The sequence below is a fragment of the Streptomyces sp. NBC_01428 genome (assembly GCF_036231965.1).
Classification (GTDB): Bacteria; Actinomycetota; Actinomycetes; order Streptomycetales; family Streptomycetaceae; genus Streptomyces.
Genome location: NZ_CP109499.1, coordinates 6,917,771 through 6,937,616, shown reverse-complemented (window position 1 = coordinate 6,937,616; position 19,846 = coordinate 6,917,771). Strand labels below are relative to the sequence as shown.

Genomic DNA, 19,846 nt, shown 5'->3' with positions numbered 1-19,846 from the left:
CACCCGCCACCGGGCAGACGTGATGCGGCGGCGAACCGGAATCCGGTTCGCCGCCGCATCGCTCCCCTCCAACCCCTCAGGCGGTGGTCAACGGCGTCCTCGACGACCGTTGGGCCGCCTGCGGAGCAGGCTCACGGCGAGCACCGCACCGGCGCCCGCGCTCGCGAAGAGCGCCGGGCGGGGGGTGCGACGCCCGGCTTCGACGACCGAAGTGGCCGCGGTGCGCAGCGACTCCGGAACGTTGTCCCGGAGGACGCGGCCCGTCTCGGCGGCCTTCTCCTGGGCCACCTGACCGGCCCGGGCCGCCGTGTCGTGGACGACATGCCCCGCCCGGACCGCCTTGTCCTGCGCCGCGCGTCCGGCCTCCACCGCGCCGTCCTGCGCGGCCTGGCCCGCCTGGGTCGCCGTGTCCTTCATGCGGACCGTGACCGTGTCGGCCTGCTCCTTGGGGTCGGCGGCGCGGGTACGGGCGCCGGACGTGACGTCCTCCCCGGCCTGCCCGGCCTGCCCGGCCTCCTGCGGCGCCTTCGCCTCGGCGTCGAGCCTGCTCCTGGTCCGTTCGATCTGACGCCGCAGTTCCTCCGGGTTGTCGGCACCCGTGGCGCCGGCCCGGCCGACCGCGCCGGCCGGGTCGGCGGACCTTCCCGTACCGTCGGCCGTCCCCCTGTCCGGGGCCCCCGCGGCGTCCGGGCCCGTGACCGGGCCCTTCCCGTCGTTCTCCGTCATCGGTGTGCCCTTTCCTCGAACCGGTCGTCGGTGTCCTGACACCGCCGTGCAGCGACGCGGGGCGCACCGGCGGCGATCGTCGGGACGTCAACCGCCCGCGCCCGCGCCCGCGCCCATGTCGGCCTCTCCCCCGCGAGCACGGCACGCGCGCACGCGGGCGTCGCCCTTGTCGGTACGGGGGACGGTGGCGTGCGCCCGGGTGGTGCCGGCGAGGGCGCGGCGGCTTCCGCCACGGACCCGGTCGACGGCTCGGTCGAGCCATCGCCGTCCGCGGCGCCGAGCGGCCCGCCGCCGCGCCCGGCACGTCGGGGGTGCTCCGCCGACCTGTGCCCGGCGGGGCCCACTTCCCGTCGTACCGGCGAGTGGAGGACATGAGCGGCACGGCCCGCGGGTGCGTCCACGGACGGCCGTCCGCGCCTGTTCGGCACGGTGTTCCGGTCCAGGGTCCTGGCCACGGTCGTCCCGCCTCCTCTCGCTCGCGGAGGCTCGGGTACCCGAGGCGGGCGGCGTTACCCCTGCGAAACCCGATCTTCGAGTCGCGCCAACCGGCCCTGGAATCAGGTGAGTCGGGCCCGCAACGGAGGGGTCTTCGCGGCCGGCCCGGACACGCCGAGGTCGGCCGTGGCGACGACGGAGCCTCGGCCACCGGGTCCCGCGGTCCCTCGTCGACCGGCCGCGCGCCGGACGCGAACGACAGCGCCGTGCGGCCGAACGGCCCCGACACCTCACCCGCGTCACCCTCCCCACTGGTTAGCGTTCATTGCCGATACCTCGTAGAAGAATTAAGTGGAGCTTCACCATCGAGCGTCCGACACTCCTTCCATGAACGATCCGACGCCCCTTCCCCCGACCGCCGCCCCTCTCCCGGCACCCCGGCCGCCGTCCCGGCCGAACGCCCCCTTCGGGAGGGCCCTCTGCGCGATGGTCACGCCCTTCACCGACTCGGGTGACCTGGACGTCGACGGCGCGCAGCGGCTCGCCGAGCGGCTGGTGGCCCAAGGATGCGAGGGCCTGGTCCTCTCCGGGACGACGGGCGAGTCGCCGACCACCACGGACGCCGAGAAGGCGACGCTCGTGCGCGCGGTGCGGGAGGCCGTCGGCGACCGGACGTCGATCGTCGCGGGGGTGGGGACCGCCGACACCCGGCACACCGTGGAACTGGCGCTGGCGGCCGAGAAGGCGGGCGCGGACGGCCTGTTGGTGGTCGCGCCGTACTACAGCAAGCCTCCGCAGGAAGCGGTCGAGGAGCACTTCCGGGAGATCGCGGACGCATCGGGCCTGCCTCTCGTGCTGTACGACATCCCGGGGCGCACCGGCACCCGGATCGAACCGGAGACGATGATCCGGCTGGCCGGTCACCCGCGGATCGTGGCGGTCAAGGACTGCGCGTACGACCTCCTCGGAACCCAGAAGGTCCTGGCCCAAACGGAGTTGGCGTTCTACGCGGGCTGCGACGAGCAGGTGCTCGCCCTGTACGCGATCGGCGCGGCCGGGTACGTGAGCACGGTCGCGAACGTGGTGCCGTGTCAGTTCCGCGCGCTGCTCGACCTGTTCGACGCCGGGGACACCGGCGGCGCGGCCCGCCTCCAACGGCGGCTCCTCCCCCTCATCGAGTCGATGATGGCGGCCGGCCTGCCGGGCGCGGTCACGTCGAAGGCGCTGCTCACCGCCCTCGACCTGCCCGCGGGCCCCCTCCGCCGCCCGCTGCGCCCCGCCGACCGAGAGACGGCCGACGGGCTGCTGAAGACGTACGCGGAGCTGGTCGCCACGGTGTCCTGACGGGTGGGGCCGACCCCCGTCCGCCCCCTCCCGTCAGGCCGGGCGAACGGGTGTCTCCGCCCGTCACGCGCGCCTCGGTCCGGCATCTCAGCGCTTCGCGAAGACCGGATCCCAGCGGCCGCCCGCGCCGTCGTTGCCCTTGCGGAAGCCACTGAGCGGGACCACTGTGTCGCTGCCGATGGTGACCAGCACCAACCGGTTGTGGAACTCGTTCGTGCCGGGCGCGATGTCCCAGGCGATCAGTCGCTTGTTGTCGGCCCAGGCCAGCAGTTGTTGCCCGTGCACCTTGGCGACCCGCTTGCCGCTGTGAGGGTCGATGATCTCCGACGCCGTCGTCTTGCGCCCGCCCGCGAAGTCACCCGCGCCGAGCTTGCCGTCCGGGGACAGCCGTGCCTCGACGTACCAATTCAAGTGCTTCTCGTTCGCTGGAGCGGCGGCCTTGTTGCCGTGGAGGTCGTAGAACCGGGTGCCGGGCGCCGTGGTGAGCCCTGAGTAGACGAGCCGGGCATCGTTGCTGAAGGCAAAGTCCTGGCGGGCGTTCAGGTCCTGCGAGTCGGTGACTTCGTTCCAGGTGCTCTTGCCGGAGCCCACGTCGACGATGCAGAAGCCTGTCCGGTCCGAGGTGTCGAAGGGCACGCCCCAGTCGTTCTTCTTGCCGTCCCCGTCGGAGTCGTAGTCCAGCTTGTGGACGAGATCCGGGTTCTTGGCGTACGTCGTCGCGACCAGCTTGCGGCCGTCTGCGGAGAACTCGACCGACGCGACACCGTGGTCCACGGGGATCCAGCGCTCGACCCTGCCGGTGAGCAGGTCGAGCAGGCCGATCCTTCTGGCCGGGAGCTCCTTCTCCAGGACGGCGGCGGTCCGCATGCCGGGAGCCACACTGACATACGACCACTTGGTGGTCTTCACGTACTTGCCGGTCTTCTGGTCGAGAAGGCTGTAGATACGGCCGTTGACGGCGTCCGTCGCGGACTTCACCGCCCTGTGCCGGACGTAGTAGGCGGCCAGCGCCGTGTCCCCGGCGGCGATCAGGTCCCGGGGCGGTGTCTGGTCCGGGTGCGCGATGATGCTGCTCTTGTTCATCTCGCTCGCGGGACGTACGTCGTCCCCGCCACCGGCGAGGCGGGGTACGGCCACCGCGACGGCGATCGCGGCGACGGTGGCCACGGCGACGGACGCGATCCTGCGGCTGCGGCGGCGGCGCCGTACGGCCAGGACGCGTTCGGCGAAGTACGGGGGTGCCGGCATGCTGTCGGCGGCCTGCTCGCGGAAGGCGTCGGACACCAGTTCATCGACGTTCACGGACGCACCTCCACGGGCGAGTTGGGGCGGGACGGCTGCTGCTCCGCCCCGGCGGGGCCCAGCCCCGCGAGTTCGGGCGCGAGGGTGCGCAGCCGGGCCAGCGAGCGGTGCGTCGTGGACCGTACGGTCCCCACGGAACACCCGAGGATGCGGGCCACGTCGGCTTCCGGAAGGTCCTCGAAATAGCGCAGGACCAGCACGGTGCGCTGCCGGGCGGTGAGCCGGGCCAGCGCCCCCCGCATCACGAGGCGCAGCTCGGCGGCGGACGCCGTGTCCGCTCCGGTGCCCGCCTCGGGCGTCTCGGCGACGCTGAGTTCACGACGCGGCCACTTCAGCCGCCAGCGACTGATCTGCTGCCGGTAGAGGACCCTGCGGACGTACGCCTCCGGTTCCTCGACCCGGTTCCAGTGGCCCGCCACCTTGATCAGCGCGTTCTGCAGCAGGTCCTCGGCGGTGTGCCGGTCGCCGCCGCTGAGGAGGACGGCCGTCTTCAGCAGCGCGGACGACCTGCTCGCCACGAACTCCTTGAAACTCTCCTGCGCTGCGGCATCCATCGTCACCTTCTCTTCCCCGGCGGGCGCTGCACCCGTCCCCTGTGCTCCCTGTGACGCGCGCGACCGCCCGCCGCTATGCCTCGGCCGGGCGAGTTTTTCCGGGACCCGTCCACGGCGGGGGGATCCAACGGACCCGCGGCCCGCACTCGGCGCGAAATTCCCGAAGGCCGACATCATCCCTGTCGTACCGTGTCGAGGTGAGCCGCCCCCTGCTGTTCCTCGACGTCGACGGCCCCCTCAACCCCTACGCGGCCCAGAAGGAACGCCGGCCCGAGGGGTACACCACGATCCGGGCGGCCCTGGAGCCGGGTCGGCCGCTGCGCGTCTGGCTGCACCCGGGCCATGGCGGCGTGCTGCTCGGCCTCGGCTACGACCTGTGCTGGGCGACCACGTGGATGGACGCCGCCAACCGCTGGATCGCCCCCGTCGTCGGCCTCCCCGAACTGCCCTACGTCGACTTCACGGGTGCCCTGTTCGTCGAGCGCCCCGACGGCGTCCACTGGAAGACGGAACGCATCGTGGAGTACGCGAAGGACCGGCCCTTCGCCTGGGTGGACGACGAACAGAGCCCGGCGGACGAGGAGTTCGTGGCCGCCCGGCATCCCGCGCCCGCCCTGCTGCGGCACGTGAACCCCCGCCTGGGCCTGCGCGAGGACGACTTCGACGCCCTGCGGGATTTCGCCGCCACCCTGGACGCCGGAGCGTAGGAGAACGGTCGGGACCCGGGTGACGCCCCCCGGACACGCCCGAGGCCCTCCCGCACCCGCGGAAGGGCCTCGACCGCACACCGTGCGACACCGGCGGGCCGCCGGTGACCGGCCGTCAGTTGTGGCTGTGCAGAACCTCGTTCAGGCCGCCCCACACCGCGTTGTTCGGGCGGGCCTCGACCTTGCCGGTGACCGAGTTGCGGCGGAACAGGATGTTCGAGGCGCCGGAGAGCTCGCGGGCCTTGACGATCTCTCCGTCGGGCATCGTCACGCGCGTGCCGGCCGTGACGTAGAGACCGGCCTCGACGACGCACTCGTCGCCGAGGGCGATGCCGACTCCCGCCTCCGCACCGACGAGGCAGCGCTCGCCGATGGTGATGCGGACGTTGCCGCCGCCGGACAGGGTGCCCATGGTGGAGGCGCCGCCGCCGATGTCCGAGCCGTTGCCGACCACGACACCGGCGGAGATGCGGCCCTCGACCATGGAGGTGCCGAGCGTGCCCGCGTTGAAGTTCACGAAGCCCTCGTGCATGACCGTCGTGCCCTCGGCGAGGTGCGCGCCGAGGCGGACCCGGTCGGCGTCGGCGATCCGGACGCCCTTCGGGGCGACGTAGTCCGTCATGCGCGGGAACTTGTCGATGGAGGTCACCTGGAGGTGCAGGCCGCCGGCGCGGGCGTTCAGCCGGACCTTCTCGATGTCGTCGACGGCGACGGGGCCGAGCGAGGTCCACGCGACGTTGGCGAGCAGGCCGAACAGGCCGTCGAGGTTCTGGCCGTGCGGCTTGACCAGGCGGTGCGAGAGGAGGTGCAGGCGCAGGTAGGCGTCGTGCGCGTCGAGCGGCTTGTCGTCGAGGGACGCGATGACCGTACGGACCGCGACCACCTCGACGCCGCGCCGGGCGTCCGGGCCGATCGCCTGGGCGGCGCCCTCGCCGAGCAGCTCGACGGCCCGCTCGGCGGACAGCCGCTCGGTGCCTGCCGGGCCGGGTTCGGCGGACAGTTCGGGCGCGGGGAACCAGGTGTCGAGAACGCTGCCGTCGGCGGTGAGGGTGGCGAGCCCGGCGGCGACGGCGCCGGTGGTGCGAGAAGCAGTCGTGTCGGTCATGGGTGAAACCTAACGTGGCGTGGCCCGCCCGGGCGAACCGGTCCGGGGGGTGTCTCAGGTACCGGGCGCGCCACCGGCACCACGGTCCCCCACCTCGCGCGTTGGCGTCGCCGCGACGGACGGCCCGCTCTCAGGGCAGGACGCGCGCCAGCACCTCGCGCGCGTACCCCTCGTCGTAGGACGTGCCGGTCAGCAGGACCTGGAGGCAGATGCCGTCCAGCAGGGCGACGAGGGCGCGCGCGGTCACCGGATCCGTACGGCGGGCCAGCGGTTCGACGAGGCTGTCGATCCACTCGGCGGCGACCGGGCGCAGGGCGGGCCTGCGGAGAGCCGCGAGGTACAGCTCGTACTCCAGCTCCACGCCGGTGCGGTCGCCCGCCAGCCATTCGCCGATCAGCCCGGCGAGTTCGGCGGCCAGGTCGGTGCGGGTGTCCTCCAGCGCACCGCGCGCCGCGAGCACCTTGGCGAAGCCCTCGTTCGCCTGGCGCAGCGCGGCGACGAGCAGCTCGTCGAGGGTCTTGAAGTGGTAGGTGGTGGAGCCGAGGGGTACGTCGGCCTCGGCGGCGGCGGAGCGATGGCTGAGCCCCGCGATGCCCTTGGCGCCGACGACGCGGATCGCCGCGTCGATGATCCGCTGCCGCCGCTCCGGGTCGTACCGCCGGGCCATCAGCGGCCGCCGTCCGCGGGGCCCGACGCGACCCCGGAATCGGCGGAGCGCGAAGCCGTCCGCGCGGCCATCAGTGCGCCCCGCCCAGGTTGAGCAGGACGACCCCGCCGATGATCAGCACGATGCCGCCCGCCTTCGCGACCGTGAGTCCCTCGCCGAGGAACAGTGCGCCGATCGCGGCGATGGCGGCGGTGCCGACGCCGGCCCAGATCGCGTAGGCCGTGCCGACGGAGATGGTCTTCAGGGTCTGGGCGAGCAGCGCGAACGCGATGACGTATCCGAGGACGGTCAGCAGCGAGGGCCAGAGCCTGCTGAAGCCTTCCGTGTACTTCATCGCGGTGGTCGCGCCGACCTCCGCCGCGATGGCTCCGGCGAGCAGTACGTATCCCATGCGTACAAGGGTACACATCGATGCGTACACCCGTACACATGTCAGGTCCATCAATCCCATGGGCGCCGCACGCACCAGCGGATATCGTTCGCGATCACAGTGGGGGCGGAGTCGCACGGACTCCCGGGACGATGGAGCACACGAGGTATGTCGGACAGATCCGGGTGGGGACCTCAAGGGCCGCAGGGGCCGTATGCCGGTGCGCCGGGCGGCTGGGGCTGGACACCGCCGCCACCGCCGCCCAAGCCGGGCGTGATACCGCTGGCCCCGCTGGGGGTGGACTCGGTCCTCAGCGGCGCCTTCACCACGATGGGCCGCTACGCGAAGCCGCTGTTCGGGGTGGCCGGCCCCGTCTACCTGGGGCTCGGGATCATCCTGGCCGGCGCCGGCACCTTCGCCTACAGCGCGGTGGCGGACCACGTCCACCGGCTCACCGACGCGCACGGCACGGCGCACTGGTCGGACGTCCGGCCCCTGCTGGCGGCGTTCGGCCTCGTCTGGGCCCTCGCCGTACTGACGATGCCGCTGGCCAACGCCGTGGTGCAGGCCGCCTGCGTGGCCACCCTGCACGAGGCGGTGCTCGGCCGGCGCGCCCGGGTCGCCGCGGTGTGGCGGCGGGCGCGGCGGCGGATCCCGTCGGTGCTCGGCGTGACGGTCCTGTCGGGCCTGGCCGTGCTGCTCCCCCTCGTCGTCGGCGTGGTCCTCTTCGCCGTCACGATCGCCCTGTCGTCCGGGTCGTCGCTGCCCGCCGTGCTCTTCTTCCTGCTCGCGCCCGCCTCCGCCGCGGCGGCGGTGTGGCTGTACGTACTGTTCTCGTTCGCCCCCTCAGCCGCCGTCCTGGAGGACGCCTCGCCCGTGACCGCGATGCGGCGGTCCGTGCGGCTGGTGCGCGGGGCCTGGTGGCGCACGTTCGGCGTCTCGCTGCTCGGCCTGGTCATCGTGACGACGCTGGCCTCGCTGGTGCGGATGCCGTTCATGTTCACGATGCCGATCTTCTCCTCCTACGACCCCGCGGCGGCGCCTCCGGCGGACGCCGCGGAGCTGTTCCACGACGTGCTGCCCGACCTGATGCCCTATCTGGCGGTCACGCTGGCCACGACGTTCCTGACCCAGCTCCTGTCGGCCGTGTTCCTGCCGCTGGTGACGACCCTGCTCTACATCGACCGGCGCATCCGCCGGGAGGGCCTCGCGGACATCCTGGCCCGCGTGGCCGCCACACCCGGCACGCCAGGCACGCCCGGCACTCCCCCGGCATAGGCACCTGACCCCGGGAACACGCGAAGGGGCGGCACCCGAAGGTGCCGCCCCTTGCGACGTACCGGAGTACGGGACGGACGGACTGCCGGAGCAGCCGACCGGCGCGGTCCCGGGGTCTCAGACGTTGAAGCCGAGCGCCCTGAGCTGCTCGCGGCCGTCGTCCGTGATCTTGTCCGGGCCCCACGGCGGCATCCAGACCCAGTTGATGCGCAGTTCGTTGACGAGGCCGTCCGTGGCGGACTTGGCCTGGTCCTCGATGACGTCGGTGAGCGGACAGGCCGCCGACGTCAGGGTCATGTCGATGGTCGCGATGTTCGCGTCGTCGATGTGGATGCCGTAGATGAGGCCGAGGTTGACCACGTCGATGCCCAGCTCGGGGTCGACCACGTCGTACAGCGCCTCGCGGACTTCCTCCTCCGAGGCCGGCTTCGTCGTCAGGCTCTCGCCCGATGTCACAGTGTTCTCGCTCATGCCGTCTTCCTCACAGCCTTCTCGGGCTCGTCGCCCAGCGCCTGGGCCGTCGCGTCCTTCCACGCCATCCAGCTCAGGAGGGCGCACTTCACCCGAGCCGGGTACTTGGAGACACCGGCGAACGCGACCGCGTCCTCCAGCACCTCCTCCATGGCGTCGTCGGGCTCGATCCGGCCCTTGGACTGCATCAGCTCCAGGAAGGTCTCCTGGATCTTCTGCGCGTCGGTGACGTCCTTGCCGACGAGGAGGTCGTTCAGTACGGAGGCCGAGGCCTGGCTGATCGAGCAGCCCTGACCCTCGTACGAGATGTCCTCGATCCGCTCGCCGTCGTACTTCACCCGCAGCGTGATCTCGTCACCGCAGGTGGGGTTGACGTGGTGCACCTCGGCGTCGCCGTCCCTCAGACCGCGCCCGTGCGGGTGCTTGTAGTGGTCCAGGATGACTTCCTGGTACATCGAATCCAGCTTCACGTTCTCAGCCAGCCCCTCAGCCGAAGAAGTTCCGTACGTGCTCCAGACCGTCGACCAGAGCGTCGATCTCGGCCGGCGTGGAGTACAGATAGAACGACGCTCGCGTGGTCGCAGGAATTCCGTACCGCAGGCAGACCGGACGGGCGCAGTGGTGACCGACCCGGACCGCGATGCCCTGCTCGTCGAGGACCTGGCCCACGTCGTGCGGGTGGATGTCGCCCAGCGTGAACGAGATCGCCGCGCCGCGGTCCTCGGCCGTGGTGGGGCCGATGATCCGCAGATCGGGGACGTCCGCGAGCCGCTTCACCGCGTACTCGGTGAGGGCGTGCTCGTGGGCGAGGATCTTGTCCATGCCGATCGACGAGAGGTAGTCGACGGCCGCGCCCAGACCGACCGCCTGCGCGATCGGCGGGGTGCCCGCCTCGAACTTGTGCGGCGCCGGCGCGTACGTCGACGAGTGCATCGACACGGTCTCGATCATCTCGCCGCCGCCGAGGAACGGCGGGAGGTCCTCAAGGAGCTCCTGGCGTCCCCACAGGACACCGATGCCGGTCGGGCCGCACATCTTGTGGCCGGTGAAGGCCACGAAGTCGGCCTGGAGGGCCTGCACGTCGAGCGGCATGTGCGGGGCGGCCTGCGACGCGTCGATCAGGACCAGCGCACCGACCTCCTGGGCGCGGCGCACTATCGCCTCGACCGGGTTCACGGTGCCCAGGATGTTCGACACCAGCACGAAGGAGACGATCTTCGTCTTCTCGGTGATGATCTCGTTCATGTTCGACAGGTCGAGACGGCCGTCGTCGGTGAGGCCGAACCACTTCAGCTTCGCGCCGGTGCGCTGCGAGAGCAGCTGCCACGGAACGATGTTGGAGTGGTGCTCCATCTCCGTGATGACGATCTCGGTCTCGTGGTCGACGCGGTAGGGCTCATCGGCCCAGCCGAGCATGTTGGCCACGAGGTTGAGCGACTCGGAGGCGTTCTTGGTGAAGATCACCTCGTCGCGGCTCGGCGCGTTGATGAACGCGGCGACCTTGTCGCGCGCGCCCTCGTACAGCGCCGTGGCCTCCTCGGCGAGCACATGCACACCGCGGTGGACGTTGGCGTTGTAGCGCTCGTAGTACTCGTTGAGGGCGTCCAGCACCTGACGCGGCTTCTGCGAGGTCGCCGCGTTGTCCAGGTACACGAGCTTCCGGCCGTCGTGGACCTGTCGGTCCAGGATGGGGAAGTCCTTGCGGATCGCCTCGCCAAGAAGATTGGACTCGGTGAGGAGGCCCGGCAGCTGTGTCACGCGGATACGCCACCCTTCGCGTCGAGTGCGTACGACTCGTAGCCCTCGTTCTCCAGCTTGTCGGCGAGCTCGGCGCCACCGGACTCGACGATGCGGCCGCCGGAGAAGACGTGGACGAAGTCGGGCTTGATGTAGCGCAGGATGCGCGTGTAGTGGGTGATGAGCAGGGTGCCCACCTCGCCCGACTCGCGCACGCGGTTCACGCCCTCGGAGACGACGCGCAGGGCGTCGACGTCGAGGCCGGAGTCGGTCTCGTCGAGGATCGCGATCTTCGGCTTGAGAAGCTCCAGCTGGAGGATCTCGTGGCGCTTCTTCTCACCGCCGGAGAAGCCCTCGTTGACGTTGCGCTCGGCGAAGGCCGGGTCCATGGAGAGACGCTCCATGGTCTCCTTGACCTCCTTCACCCACGTCCGCAGCTTGGGGGCCTCGCCGCGGACGGCGGTGGCGGAGGTGCGCAGGAAGTTGGAGACGGAGACACCGGGGATCTCGACCGGGTACTGCATCGCCAGGAACAGGCCGGCGCGGGCGCGCTCGTCGACGGACATCTCCAGGACGTCCTCGCCGTCGAGCGTGACGGTGCCGCCGGTGATCGTGTACTTGGGGTGACCCGCGAGCGAGTAGGCGAGAGTCGACTTGCCCGAGCCGTTGGGGCCCATGATGGCGTGCGTCTCGCCCTGCTTCACGGTCAGGTCGACGCCCTTGAGGATCTCCTTCGTGGCGTTGTCGGCCTCGACGGTGACGTGCAGGTCGTGGATTTCAAGCGTTGCCATGGGTTCCTCAGGACTCCTGGTTGAGGGAGACGAGCACGTCGTCCCCTTCGATCTGTACGGGGTATACGGGGACGGGGCGCGTCGCGGGAAGGCCGGACGGCTTGCCGGTGCGGAGGTCGAAGGCGGAACCGTGCAGCCAGCACTCGATCTGACAGTCCTCCACCTCGCCCTCGGAGAGCGAGACGTTCGCGTGCGAGCAGATGTCGTTGATCGCGAACACCTCCCCCTCGGTCCTCACGACCGAGACCGGCGTGCCGTCGAGTTCCACCCGCTTCGGGGTGTCCTCCTCCAGCTCGCTCAGCCCACAGGCGCGCACGAAGGTGCCGGGCATCAGACCGACGCCTCCAGCTCCTCGTCGATCTTCGCGAGAAGGCGCTCTTCGATGTCGTCGACACCGATCTGCTGGACCAGTTCGGCGAAGAAGCCGCGGACCACCAGGCGACGGGCGTCCTCGGCCGGGATGCCGCGGGCCATCAGGTAGAAGAGCTGCTCGTCGTCGAAGCGCCCGGTCGCGGAGGCGTGGCCGGCGCCGACGATCTCGCCGGTCTCGATCTCCAGGTTGGGCACGGAGTCGACGCGGGCACCGTCGGTCAGAACCAGGTTGCGGTTCATCTCGTAGGTGTCCGTGCCTTCGGCGGCGGCCTCGATGAGGACGTCGCCGATCCACACCGCGTGGGCGCCCTCGCCCTGCAACGCGCCCTTGTACATGACGTTGGACTTGCAGTGCGGGGTGTTGTGGTCGACCAGGAGGCGGTGCTCCTGGTGCTGGCCGGCGTCGGTGAAGTAGAGGCCGAACAGCTCGGCCTCGCCGCCGGTGCCCGCGTAGGCGATCCGCGGGTGCAGCCGGACGAGGTCGCCGCCGAAGGTGAGCACGAAGGACTTGAAGGTCGCGTCGCGGCCGATGAGGGCGTTGTGCTGGCCCACGTGCACGGCCTTGTCGTCCCAGTCCTGGACGGAGACGACCGTCAGCTTGGCGCCGTCGCCGAGGATGTAGTCGACGTTGGCGGCGAGGACCGCGTCACCGGTGTGGTCGATGACGACGACGGCCTCGGCGAAGGCTCCCAGCTCGACGACCTGGTGTCCGTAGGCGGTGCCGCCCTCACCGTGCACGACGATGCGGATCGGCTCGGTGAGGACCGTCTCCTTGGGGACGGTCACGACGGAGGCCTTGTCGAAGGACGCGTAGGCCTGCGCGGCCACGCGGTCCACGGGGGTCCCCGCCCTGCCGAGCCGCTCGTCGTCACGCCCGACGGTCTCCACCGTGACACCGTCGGGGGTGCCGATGGCGACCTTCACGGCACCGTCGGTGGCGACCGCGGTGCCGTCGTGCAGCCCGCGCAGGCGCTCCAGCGGGGTGAACCGCCACTCCTCCTCGCGGCCGTGGGGGACGGGGAAGTCCGCCACGTCGAAGGACGGGGGCGCGCTCATGCGCGTGGCGACGGTCGACTCGGCGGCCACCGCGATCTGTCCGGCGGTGGTGGATCCCACCGGGATGTTAAGGGCCTCAGCCATGGCTGTCGGTCTGCTCTCTTCCTACGTCAGGTTTCGCTGGCTGCTGGTGGGCGGGCCGGTCTAGCCGACCGAGCCCTCCATCTGCAGCTCGATCAGCCGGTTGAGCTCCAGGGCGTACTCCATGGGGAGCTCCTTGGCGATGGGCTCCACGAAGCCGCGCACGATCATCGCCATCGCCTCGAACTCCGTCAGACCACGGCTCATCAGGTAGAAGAGCTGGTCCTCGGAGACCTTGGAGACGGTCGCCTCGTGGCCCATGGACACGTCGTCCTCGCGGACGTCCACGTAGGGGTAGGTGTCCGAGCGGGAGATGGTGTCGACGAGCAGCGCGTCGCACAGCACGTTGGACTTCGAGCCGTGGGCGCCCTCACCGATCTCGACGAGACCGCGGTAGGACGTACGGCCGCCACCGCGCGCCACCGACTTCGACACGATGTTCGAGGAGGTGTTCGGCGCCATGTGGACCATCTTGGAGCCGGCGTCCTGGTGCTGGCCCTCGCCCGCGAAGGCGATCGACAGCGTCTCGCCCTTGGCGTGCTCGCCCATCAGGTAGACGGCCGGGTACTTCATGGTGACCTTGGAGCCGATGTTGCCGTCGATCCACTCCATGGTCGCGCCCTCGTACGCCACGGCGCGCTTGGTGACCAGGTTGTAGACGTTGTTCGACCAGTTCTGGATGGTCGTGTAGCGGCAGCGGGCGCCCTTCTTCACGATGATCTCGACCACCGCGGAGTGCAGGGAGTCCGACTTGTAGATCGGCGCCGTGCAGCCCTCGACGTAGTGGACGTAGGCGTCCTCGTCGACGATGATCAGCGTCCGCTCGAACTGGCCCATGTTCTCCGTGTTGATACGGAAGTAGGCCTGGAGCGGGATCTCGACGTGCACGCCCTTCGGCACGTAGATGAAGGAACCGCCGGACCACACGGCCGTGTTCAGCGAGGCGAACTTGTTGTCACCGACCGGGATGACCGTGCCGAAGTACTCCTTGAAGAGCTCCGGGTGCTCCTTGAGAGCGGTGTCGGTGTCCAGGAAGATGACGCCCTGCTCCTCCAGGTCCTCGCGGATCTGGTGGTAGACGACCTCGGACTCGTACTGCGCGGCCACACCGGCGACGAGGCGCTGCTTCTCCGCCTCCGGGATGCCGAGCTTGTCGTACGTGTTCTTGATGTCCTCGGGCAGGTCCTCCCAGGACTCCGCCTGCTTCTCCGTGGAGCGCACGAAGTACTTGATGTTGTCGAAGTCGATGCCCGAGAGGTCCGAACCCCAGTTGGGCATGGGCTTCTTCTCGAAGAGGCGCAGGCCCTTGAGGCGGAGCTTGGTCATCCACTCCGGCTCGCTCTTCTTCCCGGAGATGTCACGGACGACGTCCTCGTTGATGCCGCGCTTGGCAGAGGCGCCGGCCGTGTCGGAGTCGGCCCAGCCGTATTCGTACTTGCCCAGGCCCTCGAGTTCGGGGTGAGCAGTCTCCGTGGGGAGCGTCATGCGGGGTTCCTCCCGGCCGTGCTTGCAGATGCGTTGTGAGCTGTGTGGGAAATCTTGGGGATGAACGTCGTGCACACCCCGTCGCCGTGGGCGATGGTGGCCAGTCGCTGGACGTGCGTGCCGAGCAGCTGGGAGAAGAACTCCGTCTCCGCCTCGCACAGCTGCGGGAACCGCTCGGCGACGTGAGCGACCGGGCAGTGGTGCTGGCAGAGCTGCTCCCCGACCGGTGCGCTACGCGCCGTAGCAGCGTACCCGTCGGCGCTCAGGGCCCTGGCCAGGGCTTCGGTGCGCTCCTCGGGCGGCGCGGCCTCGATGACCTCGCGGTACACCTCGGCCTGCGCGGCGATCCGGGCGCGGGCGAAGGACAGGATGGCCTCGTCCCCGCCCTCGCGCTCGGCGATCCAGCGCAGGGCGTCCTCGGCGAGCTTGTCGTAGGACTGGTCGAAGGCGTCGCGGCCGCAGTCGGTCAGGGCGAACACCTTGGCGGGCCGGCCGCGCGTACGCGCTCCGTAGACCCGCTGCTCGCGCGGTTGCACGACATCGTCGGCGACGAGCGCGTCGAGGTGACGGCGCACGGCGGCCGGGGTCAGTCCCAGCCGTCCCGCGAGGTCGGTCACCGTCGACGGGCCGTGGTCCAGGATGGATCGCGCGACCCGGTTGCGCGTCGAGCGCTCTCCGGTCGCGAGCTCCTCCTGCGGGGCCCCCGTGGGGGTCTCCCGAGCCTCGCCAACGTATTTCACAACACCATTGTTGCGTAATTCCTCAGAGCCTGACAACCCACCCCCCTCACGAGGGACGGTGCGCTGCATCACTTAGGTATACCTAAGGTGACCTGCGCAAACGATCTTTGATCGATCAATTCGGTGGCGCCGGGCCCCCCTCTCGGGGAGACTCCGGAACCATGTCGACACCCCCTCCGACCGGCCCACTCGTCACCCGGGACACCCTGGCCGCGGACCTGCGCACCCTCGGCGTACGCGCGGGCGAGACGCTCCTCGTGCACTCCTCGCTCAGTTCCCTCGGATGGGTCAACGGCGGGCCCGTCGCCCTGGTCCAAGGACTGCTCGACGCGCTCGGTCCGGACGGAACGCTGGTGGTCCCGACGCAGTCCGGCGACCTCTCGGACCCGGCCCTGTGGAGCAATCCGCCGGTTCCCGAGGAATGGTGGCCGACCATCCGGGCGACCATGCCCGCCTACGACCCCGAGGTGACGCCCTCCCGCGGCGTCGGGGTGATACCCGAGACCGTCCGGACCTGGCCCGGCGCCCTGCGCAGCGCCCACCCGGAGACCTCGTTCGCGGCGCTGGGCCCGGGCGCGGCGCGGATCGTCGAGGGGCACGCCCCCGACTGCCGGCTCGGCGAGCGCAGCCCGCTGGCCCGCCTGGAGGCCGGCGGCGCCCGCGTCCTGCTCCTCGGCGCGGGCTACGACACGTGCACCAGCTTCCATCTGGCCGAGTACCGGGTGCCCTCCCCCGTCGTCGAGGTCGGACGCCCGTCGCCCGAGGGCTGGCGGACCGTGCGCGAGGTGTCGATCACCTCCGAGCTGTTCGCGGAGCTGGGCGCCGACTTCGAGCGGGACCGTCCGGTCGTCCGGGGCACCGTGGGCGCGGCCGCCGCCCGGCTGTTCCCGGTGGCCGAGGCGGTGGCATACGCGGAGCGCTGGCTTCCGCTGCACCGGCCGCGGGACCTGTACGTCGAGGTGGCCTCCGCCCCCGGCGGTTCCGGGTCCCGGCGGCGTCCCTAGACTTGCGCCTCATGCGAAGCGAGCCCGTGGTCCAGGTCCAGGCCCTGGTGAAGCGGTACGGCACGAAGACCGCGGTGGACGGCCTCGACCTGGTGGCCTCGGCGGGTGTCACCGCCGTACTCGGACCCAACGGCGCCGGGAAGACGACCACGGTCGAGACCTGCGAGGGGTACCGCAAGCCGGACTCCGGCACGGTGCGCGTCCTCGGTCTCGACCCGGTGAGACAGTCCGGCGAGCTGCACACCCGCATCGGCGTGATGCTCCAGTCCGGCGGGGTCTACTCCGGCGCCCGCGCCGACGAGATGCTCCGCCACGTCGCGAAGCTGCACGCCCACCCGCTGGACGTGGACGCCCTCATCGAGCGGCTCGGCCTGGAGAGCTGCGGGCGGACGACGTACCGGAGGCTGTCGGGCGGCCAGCAGCAGCGCCTCGCGCTCGCCATGGCGGTCGTCGGGCGGCCCGAGCTCGTCTTCCTCGACGAGCCGACCGCGGGCCTCGACCCGCAGGCCCGCCGCGCCACCTGGGACCTCGTGCGCGACCTCCGGTCGGACGGCGTCTCCGTCATCCTCACCACCCACTACATGGACGAGGCCGAGCAGCTCGCCGACGACGTCGCGATCATCGACGCCGGCAAGGTCATCGCCCAGGGCTCGCCCGAGGCGCTGTGCCGCGGCGGCGCCGAGAACACCCTGCGCTTCGGCGGCCGGCCCGGACTCGACGTGGGCTCCCTGCTCAAGGCGCTCCCGGCGGACTGCACGGCGGCCGAGCTGACCCCGGGCGCCTACCGGGTCGGCGGCAAGATCGACCCCCAGCTGCTGGCGACGGTGACGTCCTGGTGCGCCCAGCACGGCGTGATGCCGGAGAAGATCTCCGTGGAACGCCACACGCTCGAGGACGTCTTTCTCGAGCTGACCGGCAAGGAGCTGCGTTCGTGAACAGGCACCCACTGCACGACGGCCGGGGGTCCGGGGGTCGTCCCCCGGGACGGCACAGCCTCGACTTGACCGGCAAGGAGCTGCGTTCGTGACCACCGCCGGTACGTACACCCCGAAGCCGGGGGCCTCGCCGCTGCCGCGGATGATCGGCGCGCAGGCCGCTCTGGAGACGAGGATGCTGCTCCGCAACGGCGAGCAGCTCCTCCTCACCGTGATCATCCCGACCCTGCTGCTCGTGCTGTTCAGCACGGTCGACATCGTCGACACCGGCGCGGGCGAGGCGGTCGACTTCCTCACGCCCGGCGTCCTGGCCCTCGCCGTGATGTCGACGGCGTTCACCGGACAGGCGATCGCCACGGGCTTCGAGCGCCGCTACGGCGTCCTGAAGCGGCTGGCGGCCTCACCGCTCCCCCGCTGGGGCCTGATGACCGCGAAGACGGCGGCGGTCCTGGTCACGGAGATCCTCCAGGTGATCCTGCTGACCGTGATCGCCTTCGCGCTGGGCTGGTCGCCGCACGGCAACCCGCTCGCCGTGCTCCTCCTGCTGGTCCTCGGCACGGCGGCCTTCTCGGGGCTGGGACTGCTGATGGCGGGCACGCTCAGGGCCGAGGCGACGCTGGCCGCCGCCAACCTGGTGTTCCTGCTGTTCCTGGTGGGCGGCGGAGTGATCGTGCCGATGGACAAGTTCCCGGCCGGCGTCCAGGACGTCCTGGGTCTGCTGCCCATCTCGGCGCTCTCCGACGGACTGCGGGACGTGCTCCAGCACGGTGCCTCGATGCCGTGGGCCGACCTGGGGATCCTGGCCGTCTGGGCGGTCCTGGGGCTCGGCGCGGCCGGGAAGTTCTTCCGCTGGGAGTAATCGGGTGGACTCCGGTGAACCGGACCCTCGTGAAAGCGTGCACAAGCAGCCCCCTACGATGGTGCGCGTGCCGAACCTGACCCGAGCCGACGCCCTCAGCGCGGTGCGCAACCCGCTCGCCTTCATCGCCGAACGCTGGACCCCGACGACCCGCACGGTGCGGCGCGCGGCGTTCGCCGCGCTCGTCATGTCCGTCGTCATCGTGGTCACCGGCGGTGCCGTGCGGCTCACCAGTTCCGGCCTCGGCTGCCCGACCTGGCCCAAGTGCACCGACGACTCGCTCACCGCGACCAGCGAGATGGGCTTCCACGGCGCGATCGAGTTCGGCAACCGCATGCTGACGTACGTGCTGTGCGCGGCCGTCGGCTGGGCGATCGTCGCCGCCCGCTCGCAGAAGCCGTGGCGACGCGGCCTGACCCGACTCGGCTGGGCGCAGTTCTGGATCGTCATGAGCAACGCGGTGCTCGGCGGCATCGTCGTCCTGGTCGGTCTGAACCCCTACACGGTCGCCGCCCACTTCCTGCTGTCCACCGCTCTGATCACGGTCGCCGCCCTCATGTGGCAGCGCACCCGCGAGGGCGACGGCGCGCCGCGTCCGCTGGTCGGCGGGTCGGTGCAGCAGCTCGTCTGGTGCCTGGTCGTCGCGGCCGTCCTGCTGATCGCGGTCGGCACCGTCGTCACCGGCGCGGGTCCGCACGCGGGCGACTCCAGCGAGGTCGACCGGATGCACGTGAGCTGGGAGAACGTCGCCAAGCTGCACGCCGTGCTGGCGTGGATCGTGGTGACGCTGACGTTCGCGCTCTGGTTCGTCCTCAAGGCGGTCGACGCGCCGCGCGGCCCGCTGCACCGCACCCGGGACCTGTTCCTGATCCTGCTGTCCCAGGGCGTCATCGGCTACGTGCAGTACTTCACCGACCTGCCCGAGGCGCTGGTCGCCGTCCACATGCTCGGCTCCTGCCTCGTGTGGATCGGGGTCGTGCGCGTCCTGCTGGCCCTGCGGGAACGCCCGGAGATCGTGGCGGACGTCCCGGGCCCGGCGACGGAATCGGCCCTCACGCGCGCGTAGCGGTGCCGTGGGCCGCCACGAGGGAGTCGATGGCGGGTCCCAGGTAGCTTCTCGTGCGGTCGGCCCGGCGGTCCCGCCAGGCCGGGTCGGTCGGTCCGGGCTCCCCGTAGCGGCGTCCCGTGATGTCGTCGACGACGTCCTGGGGAGCCCCGAGCCCGGGGAGCAGGTCGAGCGCTTCCCGCTTGGTGATCAGTCGCCCGTCCCGCAGTGTCGCCGTCGCCCGCGCGTACGTGATCGTGCCCAGGTCGACCCACACGTCCTGCCGCCACAGCCGCGCCTTGTCCACGGCGGGACGCCAGAACTCCTTCTGGTCCCTGACGACGAAGGCCCTCAGCTCGCTCGGGGGAACGGGCGGCAGCAGTCCCGCCGGGGGCGTGCCGTGCAGGACGCGCCCGAAGGTGTGCAGCTCGCAGCGGGTGACCGGGGTGACCGGCCGCCTCATCGGGCCGTCGTGCGCCCAGGTCAGGTGCGACCGTTCGGCGTCGGCCGCCGTCGCGGGTGTCAGGTAGCTGCAGTGCAGTCTGCGGGCCAGTGGCTCGGCTGCCCGCAGCCGCCGGTGCAGCCCGAGCACCGCGCGGGCGGTGGGCAGCCGGAAGGGATCCTCCTCCAGTACGGCGATGAGGTCGAGGTCGCTGCGCCCCTCGCGGTAGTCCCCGCCGGCCAGTGAGCCGTGCGCCCAGACGGCGACCGGGTCCAGGACGCGCAACCCGCGGAGGAACCGGTCGAGCAGTCGGGCCGTGGCGTCGTCGGTCATCCGCACA

General features: G+C 71.1%; 22 protein-coding genes. 7 read left to right on the top strand and 15 right to left on the bottom strand.

Annotated elements, in window-relative coordinates; genetic code table 11:
• Positions 1 to 87 precede the first annotated feature (87 nt).
• Entirely contained in the window at positions 88 to 726 is a 639-nt protein-coding gene (locus OG406_RS30020; protein WP_329188767.1) for a hypothetical protein, read from the bottom strand.
• A gap of 822 nt (positions 727 to 1,548) precedes the next feature.
• Here OG406_RS30020 and dapA point away from each other — a divergent pair.
• The gene (gene dapA, locus OG406_RS30015) at positions 1,549 to 2,505 is read left to right on the top strand and encodes a 4-hydroxy-tetrahydrodipicolinate synthase (RefSeq protein WP_327410091.1); all 957 of its coding nucleotides are present in this window, start codon (positions 1,549 to 1,551) and stop codon (positions 2,503 to 2,505) included.
• 87 nt (positions 2,506 to 2,592) lie between these two features.
• Here the strand turns inward: dapA and OG406_RS30010 are convergent, their stop codons facing one another.
• Entirely contained in the window at positions 2,593 to 3,807 is a 1,215-nt protein-coding gene (locus OG406_RS30010; protein WP_164370546.1) for a WD40 repeat domain-containing protein, read from the bottom strand.
• On the bottom strand, positions 3,804 to 4,361 hold the full coding sequence (locus OG406_RS30005; RefSeq protein WP_164370547.1) for a SigE family RNA polymerase sigma factor: 558 nt from the start codon (positions 4,359 to 4,361) through the stop codon (positions 3,804 to 3,806). Before OG406_RS30005 ends, OG406_RS30010 begins: the two co-directional genes overlap by 4 nt.
• 197 nt (positions 4,362 to 4,558) lie before the next feature.
• On the opposite strand from OG406_RS30005, the gene OG406_RS30000 reads away from it, so the two are divergent.
• A complete protein-coding gene (locus OG406_RS30000; protein ID WP_329188764.1) occupies positions 4,559 to 5,068 on the top strand; it encodes a hypothetical protein in 510 nt (169 codons plus the stop codon).
• A gap of 115 nt (positions 5,069 to 5,183) precedes the next feature.
• On the opposite strand, the gene dapD is transcribed toward OG406_RS30000, so the two are convergent.
• From dapD to OG406_RS29985, 3 genes are all read right to left on the bottom strand, one after another.
• Positions 5,184 to 6,173: a 2,3,4,5-tetrahydropyridine-2,6-dicarboxylate N-succinyltransferase gene (gene dapD / locus OG406_RS29995; protein ID WP_081223755.1), complete on the bottom strand. Its 990-nt coding sequence runs from the start codon at positions 6,171 to 6,173 to the stop codon at positions 5,184 to 5,186.
• A 130-nt stretch (positions 6,174 to 6,303) separates the two neighbouring features.
• A complete protein-coding gene (locus OG406_RS29990) occupies positions 6,304 to 6,840 on the bottom strand; it encodes a TetR/AcrR family transcriptional regulator (RefSeq protein WP_267050461.1) in 537 nt (178 codons plus the stop codon).
• Positions 6,841 to 6,910: 70 nt separating this feature from the next.
• Positions 6,911 to 7,231 (bottom strand): DMT family transporter, encoded by a 321-nt coding sequence (locus OG406_RS29985; protein WP_081223757.1) that lies wholly within the window; start codon positions 7,229 to 7,231, stop codon positions 6,911 to 6,913.
• Between the two features lie 147 nt (positions 7,232 to 7,378).
• Here OG406_RS29985 and OG406_RS29980 point away from each other — a divergent pair, with 147 nt between their 5' ends.
• Positions 7,379 to 8,488 (top strand): DUF7847 domain-containing protein, encoded by a 1,110-nt coding sequence (locus tag OG406_RS29980; protein ID WP_329188761.1) that lies wholly within the window; start codon positions 7,379 to 7,381, stop codon positions 8,486 to 8,488.
• 117 nt (positions 8,489 to 8,605) lie between these two features.
• Here the strand turns inward: OG406_RS29980 and OG406_RS29975 are convergent, their stop codons facing one another.
• Genes OG406_RS29975 through OG406_RS29940 form a run of 8 tightly spaced genes read right to left on the bottom strand, consistent with a single transcriptional unit; the run spans position 8,606 to position 15,221 of the window.
• Positions 8,606 to 8,959, bottom strand: a complete 354-nt coding sequence (locus OG406_RS29975; RefSeq protein WP_081223759.1) for a metal-sulfur cluster assembly factor — start codon at positions 8,957 to 8,959, stop codon at positions 8,606 to 8,608.
• Positions 8,956 to 9,429, bottom strand: a complete 474-nt coding sequence (gene sufU, locus OG406_RS29970; protein ID WP_081223760.1) for a Fe-S cluster assembly sulfur transfer protein SufU — start codon at positions 9,427 to 9,429, stop codon at positions 8,956 to 8,958. The genes OG406_RS29975 and sufU overlap by 4 nt, the downstream gene beginning before the upstream one ends.
• A 16-nt stretch (positions 9,430 to 9,445) precedes the next feature.
• Entirely contained in the window at positions 9,446 to 10,717 is a 1,272-nt protein-coding gene (locus OG406_RS29965; protein ID WP_164370423.1) for a cysteine desulfurase, read from the bottom strand.
• Positions 10,714 to 11,487 carry a Fe-S cluster assembly ATPase SufC gene (gene sufC, locus OG406_RS29960; RefSeq protein WP_081223762.1) on the bottom strand — a complete coding sequence of 258 codons (774 nt, stop codon included), beginning with the start codon at positions 11,485 to 11,487 and terminating at the stop codon, positions 10,714 to 10,716. Before sufC ends, OG406_RS29965 begins: the two co-directional genes overlap by 4 nt.
• Before the next feature lie 7 nt (positions 11,488 to 11,494).
• On the bottom strand, positions 11,495 to 11,818 hold the full coding sequence (locus OG406_RS29955) for a non-heme iron oxygenase ferredoxin subunit (RefSeq protein WP_081223763.1): 324 nt from the start codon (positions 11,816 to 11,818) through the stop codon (positions 11,495 to 11,497).
• The gene (gene sufD, locus OG406_RS29950) at positions 11,818 to 12,999 is read right to left on the bottom strand and encodes a Fe-S cluster assembly protein SufD (RefSeq protein WP_329188756.1); all 1,182 of its coding nucleotides are present in this window, start codon (positions 12,997 to 12,999) and stop codon (positions 11,818 to 11,820) included. Before sufD ends, OG406_RS29955 begins: the two co-directional genes overlap by 1 nt.
• Before the next feature lie 60 nt (positions 13,000 to 13,059).
• Complete coding sequence (gene sufB / locus OG406_RS29945; RefSeq protein ID WP_081223765.1) at positions 13,060 to 14,481, bottom strand: Fe-S cluster assembly protein SufB; 1,422 nt, start codon at positions 14,479 to 14,481, stop codon at positions 13,060 to 13,062.
• A complete protein-coding gene (locus OG406_RS29940) occupies positions 14,478 to 15,221 on the bottom strand; it encodes a helix-turn-helix transcriptional regulator (protein ID WP_164370424.1) in 744 nt (247 codons plus the stop codon). Before OG406_RS29940 ends, sufB begins: the two co-directional genes overlap by 4 nt.
• Positions 15,222 to 15,382: 161 nt before the next feature.
• Here OG406_RS29940 and OG406_RS29935 point away from each other — a divergent pair, with 161 nt between their 5' ends.
• The 4 genes from OG406_RS29935 to OG406_RS29920 all read left to right on the top strand — a co-directional run bounded on the left by OG406_RS29935 (position 15,383) and on the right by OG406_RS29920 (position 19,085).
• Positions 15,383 to 16,225, top strand: a complete 843-nt coding sequence (locus tag OG406_RS29935; protein ID WP_329188750.1) for an aminoglycoside N(3)-acetyltransferase — start codon at positions 15,383 to 15,385, stop codon at positions 16,223 to 16,225.
• An 11-nt stretch (positions 16,226 to 16,236) separates the two neighbouring features.
• Positions 16,237 to 17,160: an ABC transporter ATP-binding protein gene (locus OG406_RS29930; protein WP_329188749.1), complete on the top strand. Its 924-nt coding sequence runs from the start codon at positions 16,237 to 16,239 to the stop codon at positions 17,158 to 17,160.
• Positions 17,161 to 17,302: 142 nt separating this feature from the next.
• Positions 17,303 to 18,019 (top strand): ABC transporter permease, encoded by a 717-nt coding sequence (locus OG406_RS29925; protein WP_164370437.1) that lies wholly within the window; start codon positions 17,303 to 17,305, stop codon positions 18,017 to 18,019.
• Between the two features lie 58 nt (positions 18,020 to 18,077).
• Positions 18,078 to 19,085 carry a COX15/CtaA family protein gene (locus tag OG406_RS29920; RefSeq protein WP_329188747.1) on the top strand — a complete coding sequence of 336 codons (1,008 nt, stop codon included), beginning with the start codon at positions 18,078 to 18,080 and terminating at the stop codon, positions 19,083 to 19,085.
• On the opposite strand, the gene OG406_RS29915 is transcribed toward OG406_RS29920, so the two are convergent.
• Complete coding sequence (locus OG406_RS29915; RefSeq protein WP_329188745.1) at positions 19,072 to 19,839, bottom strand: nucleotidyltransferase domain-containing protein; 768 nt, start codon at positions 19,837 to 19,839, stop codon at positions 19,072 to 19,074. The genes OG406_RS29920 and OG406_RS29915 overlap by 14 nt on opposite strands.
• Between the last annotated feature and the right edge of the window lie 7 nt (positions 19,840 to 19,846).